This window comes from Kocuria sp. CCUG 69068 (assembly GCF_020833785.1).
Taxonomy (GTDB): domain Bacteria; phylum Actinomycetota; class Actinomycetes; order Actinomycetales; family Micrococcaceae; genus Kocuria; species Kocuria rosea.
Window position 1 is genome coordinate 1 of record NZ_PDDL01000174.1, and the last position, 4,321, is coordinate 4,321.

At 74.1% G+C, this 4,321-nt stretch carries 5 protein-coding genes; all 5 read right to left on the bottom strand.

Translation table 11 applies throughout. From position 1 onward, the window contains the following. Positions 1-462: PIG-L family deacetylase (locus CRM73_RS18345; protein WP_229588696.1), on the bottom strand; the 462-nt coding region annotated here is incomplete at its 3' end. A 37-nt stretch (positions 463-499) separates the two neighbouring features. Then, positions 500-2,413, bottom strand: a complete 1,914-nt coding sequence (gene typA / locus CRM73_RS18350) for a translational GTPase TypA (protein WP_017833398.1) — start codon at positions 2,411-2,413, stop codon at positions 500-502. A gap of 274 nt (positions 2,414-2,687) precedes the next feature. Beyond that, positions 2,688-3,110 (bottom strand): glutaredoxin domain-containing protein, encoded by a 423-nt coding sequence (locus CRM73_RS20025; protein ID WP_229588697.1) that lies wholly within the window; start codon positions 3,108-3,110, stop codon positions 2,688-2,690. Beyond that, positions 3,107-3,805 (bottom strand): maleylpyruvate isomerase family mycothiol-dependent enzyme, encoded by a 699-nt coding sequence (locus tag CRM73_RS18360; RefSeq protein ID WP_229588698.1) that lies wholly within the window; start codon positions 3,803-3,805, stop codon positions 3,107-3,109. Before CRM73_RS18360 ends, CRM73_RS20025 begins: the two co-directional genes overlap by 4 nt. Before the next feature lie 75 nt (positions 3,806-3,880). Beyond that, positions 3,881-4,321: DNA glycosylase AlkZ-like family protein (locus tag CRM73_RS18365; RefSeq protein WP_229588699.1), on the bottom strand; the 441-nt coding region annotated here is incomplete at its 5' end.

Here is a 4,321-nt window from a genome sequence, read left to right on the forward strand (position 1 = left end):
CCTGCGCGCCCCGTCCGGGCCCCAGGACATGCCGGAGTCGTGGTAGTGGCCCGTGCCGCCGGCGAAGCCCACGGCGGGGTCCAGGGCGGGGGGCTCCCCCGCGAAGAAGCGCTCGGCCACGCCCAGGCGGGCCGCGGCGGCGTCGAGCTCGCCGACCCGGTGGCGGCCCAGGGCCGTGCCGTCGTCGGTGCACCCCGGCCGGCCGACCTCGAGGGCGTGCAGCGGCTCGGGGATGACCTCGCCGCGCTCGCCGCGGGTCATGGTGAGCAGCACGACCCGCGCGCCGAGCTCCGCGTAGCGGCCCATGGTGGCGCCGGTGGCGATGGACTCGTCGTCGGGGTGGGCGTGCACGAACAGGAGCCGGGCGTCCTCTGGGCGCAGGCCCGGGGGCAGCAGCCCCGGCAGGGCGTCCTCGCGCACGAGGACGCCCTGCTCGGGGTAGTACGGGACGGGCTGGGTCACGGCCGGGCCTGCTGCGCGGTGCTGCTGCGGTCCGGGGTCAGGCGCGGGCCCGGGCCCGGTGCGCCTTCATCCGCTCGTTGGCGTCGAGGATCACCTTGCGGATGCGGATGGCGTCCGGGGTGACCTCCACGCACTCGTCCTCGCGGGCGAACTCGAGGGACTCCTCGAGGGTCAGCTTGCGCGGGGGCGTGAGGTTCTCGAAGGTGTCGGAGGAGGCCGCACGCATGTTGGTGAGCTTCTTCTCCTTCGTGATGTTCACGTCCATGTCGTCGGCACGGGAGTTCTCGCCCACGATCATGCCCTGGTAGACCTCGGAGGTGGGCTCCACGAAGAAGGACCCGCGCTCCTGCAGGTTGATCATGGCGAACGGGGTGACCACGCCGGCGCGGTCGGCGATCATCGAGCCGTTGGTGCGGTACTCGATGTCCCCGGCCCACGGCTCGTAGCCGTCGGCGTAGGAGGACGCGATGCCGGCGCCGCGGGTCTCGGTGAGGAACCGGGTGCGGAAGCCGATCAGCCCGCGGGCGGGGACCTTGAACTCCATCCGCACCCAGCCGGTGCCGTGGTTGGCCATGGCCTCCATGCGGCCCTTGCGCCCGGCCATCAGCTGGGTCACGGCGCCGAGGAACTCGTCGGGGACGTCGATCGTCATGTGCTCGTAGGGCTCGTGCACCTTGCCGTCGACGGTCTTGGTCACGACCTGGGGCTTGCCCGCGGTCAGCTCGAAGCCCTCGCGGCGCATCTGCTCCACCAGGATCGCCAGGGCCAGCTCGCCGCGGCCCTGGACCTCCCAGGCGTCGGGGCGCTGGGTGGGGAGCACCTTGAGCGAGACGTTGCCGACGAGCTCCTTGTCGAGGCGGTCCTTGACCTGGCGGGCGGTGACCTTGGTGCCCTTGGTGCGGCCGGCCAGCGGGGAGGTGTTGATGCCGATGGTCATGGAGATCGCGGGGTCGTCCACCGTGATCAGGGGCAGCGGCTGCGGGTTCTCCGGGTCGGTGAGGGTCTCGCCGATGGTGATGTCCTCGATCCCGGCCACGGCCACGATCTCGCCGGGGCCGGCGGAGTCGGCCGGGACGCGGTCCAGGCCCTTGGTGGCCAGCAGCTCGGAGATCCGCACGTTCTTGAGCTCGCCGTTGGCGCGCGCCCAGGCCACGGTCTGGCCCTTCTTGAGGGTGCCGTTGAAGATGCGCAGCAGGGCGAGACGGCCCAGGAACGGGGAGGCGTCCAGGTTGGTCACGTGCGCCTGGAGCACGCCCTCGGGGTCGTAGGAGGGCGCGGGGACGTGCTTGATGATGGTCGCGAACAGCGGCTCGAGGTCCTCGTTGTCCGGCAGGCCGCCGTTCTCGGGCTGCGTCAGGGAGGCCCGGCCGTCACGGCCCGCGGCGTAGACCACGGGCACGTCCAGGACGGCGTCCAGGTCCAGGTCCGGCTCGTCCTCGGAGATGTCCGAGGCCAGGCCCAGCAGCAGGTCCATGGACTCGTGCACGACCTCCTCGATCCGGGCGTCCGGGCGGTCGACCTTGTTGACCACGAGGATCACGGGGAGCTTGGCCTCGAGGGCCTTGCGCAGCACGAAGCGGGTCTGCGGCAGCGGGCCCTCGGAGGCGTCCACGAGCAGCACGACGCCGTCGACCATGGACAGGCCGCGCTCGACCTCGCCGCCGAAATCGGCGTGGCCGGGGGTGTCGATGACGTTGATGGTGATGGTCTCCCCCTCGGCGGAGGGACCGTCGTAGAACACCGTGGTGTTCTTGGCGAGGATCGTGATCCCCTTCTCGCGCTCCAGGTCACCGGAGTCCATCACGCGCTCCTCGACCTCACCGTGGGCGGAGAACGCGTGCGTCTGCTGGAGCATCGCGTCCACGATGGTGGTCTTGCCGTGGTCGACGTGGGCCACGATGGCCACGTTGCGGAGGTCGGCGCGCTGGGCGGTGGTGGAGGTGACAGGCATACGCGTGGGTCTCTCTTCGGGTGGAGATGCGGGGGGAGGTGCAGCCCTCCCGATGGGTGCGGCCGGGGCGCCGCCGCGCACCCGGAGGGACCCGGGCGGGAGCGCCCGCTCAGCGGGCCGTAGACCATTCTACCCCGCGGCGCCGCCCCGACGGCACCCCGGGCGGCTGTGACCCCGCCGACTCCCCCCGTCCGCCCGTCCGGCGCGGCGCCTCGTCCCCGTCCCGGGGCGGGCGCCGATCCGTCCGGGGACGTGGAGCGCGCCGGGGGTCCGGTCAGGCCCGGTGCTCCAGCGCCGCCCGGACCGTGGCGGGGGAAGGGTTCGTGTGCGGGACGCCGTCGACGACGACGGTCGGCACCGTCGCGTCGCCCCCGTTGACCGAGCGCACGTAGGCGGCGGCGTCCGGGTCCGCCCAGATGTCCACCCAGCGGGCGCGCCTGGCGCGGGAGCCCAGGGACGCACGCAGGCGCAGGCAGTAACCGCAGCCGGGGCGGTAGTAGACGGTCACCGCGTCCGGGGCGGCGCCCCGGCGCGGGAAGACCAGCGGGGAGCACAGCGCGACGGCCACGGCGCCGGCGAGCACGGCGATCGTCGCCTCGCCGAGCTCGCCGCGCCCGAGCCGGACGGCGGCGGCGGCGCCGGTCGCGAGCACGACGAGCGCCGCGAGCCACCAGCTGCGCACGGGGCGTCCGGTCACCAGGAGGGCAGCACCGGCAGCGGGCCGTCGGCCTCGACGTTCTCGCCGTCGCCGCGGGCCAGCCACTCGAGCAGGCCCTCCCGGTCGGACTCGACGCGCAGGGCGCCGTCGCCGATCACCCACTCGTCGCGCTCCTCCGTCACCAGCGTCATGCCGGGGGCGCCCTTGGCGCGCATGGTGCGCACGGCGGCCTCGAGGGCGTTGAGCAGCGAGTCGGGGTCGGCCTCCTCGATGGTCCAGGCGGTGTCGAGGTCGTGGTGGTGGACGACGACCTCGGCGATGCGCAGCGCCACGATCGAGGTAGCGGGGATCACCTTGCCGTGCAGGTGCACCTCCTCGACCGCGAGCTCACCGGTCAGCCGCTGGGCCTGCTCGGCGAAGTAGGCGGCCGACTCGCGCGCCTTCTCGACCAGCTCCTGGCGGGGCAGGGCGGCCAGCTCGGCGATGTCCTGGTTCCGGGCCTCCATCGAGGCGTAGGGGGCCTGCTCCTGCCCGGTCACGGCCCAGTCGACGAGCTTGACGAGGGCGCGCCCGTTGGAGGCGAGGTGGGCGACGACGTCGGCGCGGCGCCATCCCTCGCACAGCGAGGGGGCGGCCAGCTCGTCCTCGGACAGGGACGCGGTGGTGGCCAGGAACATCTCGGTCTCGCGGCCGAGGCGGGAGAGGTCCGAGTGCAGGCGGGCGGGGTTGATCATGGCCTCACCCTATCGAGCGCCGGGTGAGCCGGACCACCTCCCGGGCCCCCGGACCCATACCGGCTTCGTCTCGGCTCAGAGCGCCGGCAACCGCGCGAAGGCCCGCTCGGCGGCCTTGCGGCGGGCCGCCGAGAGCTCCTCGAACGGGTCGAGCACGAGCTCGGCTCCACCGGCGCGGCGCACGCGCCCCCAGGTCCCCACGATCCGCCCGCCCGCCACGAGGGTGGGCTTGAAGACCCCGTTGCCGCCGGGGACGATCCGGGCCGCGTGGGCCGGGGCCAGCACGTGGGAGCGGTCCCCGTAGCCCAGGACGTACTCGTCGAAGGGCGGCAGCAGGAAGACCCCGGCGGCGCGGCGCCCGCCGGGTGCGGGGCCCTCGAGCACCTCGGTGGCGCACCACAGCTCGCGGCCGGCGCGGTCGTGCACCGCCACGACACCGTCGGCCCCCGCCAGCGCAGCGCGCACCGCGGAGCGCGGCAGGGCCGCCCACCGGGCGGCGTCCGCGACGGAGGCCGG

Coding starts and splice junctions, on each gene's coding strand:
- typA (WP_017833398.1), bottom strand. CDS start 2,413: ATGCCTGTCACCTCCACCACCGCCCAGCGCGCCGACCTCCGCAACGTG.
- CRM73_RS18360 (WP_229588698.1), bottom strand. CDS start 3,805: ATGATCAACCCCGCCCGCCTGCACTCGGACCTCTCCCGCCTCGGCCGC.